This window comes from Streptomyces sp. LS1784 (assembly GCF_020103755.1).
Classification (GTDB): domain Bacteria; phylum Actinomycetota; class Actinomycetes; order Streptomycetales; family Streptomycetaceae; genus Kitasatospora.
The window spans coordinates 1-858 of sequence record NZ_JAHSQD010001175.1 but is presented as its reverse complement, the minus strand read 5'-3'; the positions used below and the strand labels follow the sequence as shown (position 1 = coordinate 858).

At 78.1% G+C, this 858-nt stretch carries 1 pseudogene; it reads right to left on the bottom strand.

From position 1 onward, the window contains the following. Positions 1 to 858 (bottom strand): annotated as a pseudogene (locus KS423_RS46390) (hypothetical protein); the annotation flags it as partial.

The following is an 858-nucleotide window of genomic DNA, read 5'->3' as shown; positions in this document are numbered from 1 at the left end:
GGCCCGGTCGGCGGCCCCGACGGCGAGCTCCAGCTGGTCGGCGGCGGTGCGGTGGGCCCCGCGGTCGATGTGCAGGACGGCGAGGTCGGTGGCGAGCCGGGCGACCGCCGCCTCGTCACGGTCCGCGTGCGCGGCGCGCAGCCCGGCCTCGACCACGGCCCGCCAGTTCGTCCGGTCGTGGCCGGTGGTTTCGTACAGCAGGCTGGTCCGGTGGGCGAGTTGCCAGGCCTCGGCGGTCCGCCCGTACTGCTCGGCGCAGAGCACGACGGCGCGCAGGGCGCTCTCCTCGCGGCGGAACCAGGCCGCCACCCGGGCGCCGCCGCCGGCCTGCGCGCTCGCAGCCGTCCGGCCGGCGGTAACGTCGAGGTAGTGGGCGATCAGCCGGTCGAGGGCGAGGAACCGTTCGTCACAGGTGAGTTCGGCGGCCTGCGCGGCGGCGTGACGGCGGACCAGCTCGGGCCGGGCGTACCGGCCGGGGCTGGTCTCCTCCAGCAGGTGGACGGCGTCGAGCCTGGTCAGCAGGGTGCGGGTGGTGGCGGGCGGGAGGTCGGCGAGGGCGGCGGCGGTGTCGGTGCCGATCTCCGCGCCGGGGTGCAGGCCGAGCAGGGTGAACAGCCGGGCGGCGTCGGGCGCCAGCGTGCGGTACGTCCGGTCCAGCGCGGTGGTGAGGCCGAGCGGACCGTGGCCGGTGCCGGTGCCGGAGAGGGCGGCCAGGCCGGTCTGCTCGTCGGCGAGTTCAGCGGCGAGGTCGGCCACGGACCAGTCGGGCCGGGCGGCCAGGCGGGCGGCGGCCAGGCGCAGCGCGAGCGGCAGGTGGTCGCAGCGCTCGGCGAGTTCGGCGACCGCCTCCGGCTCACC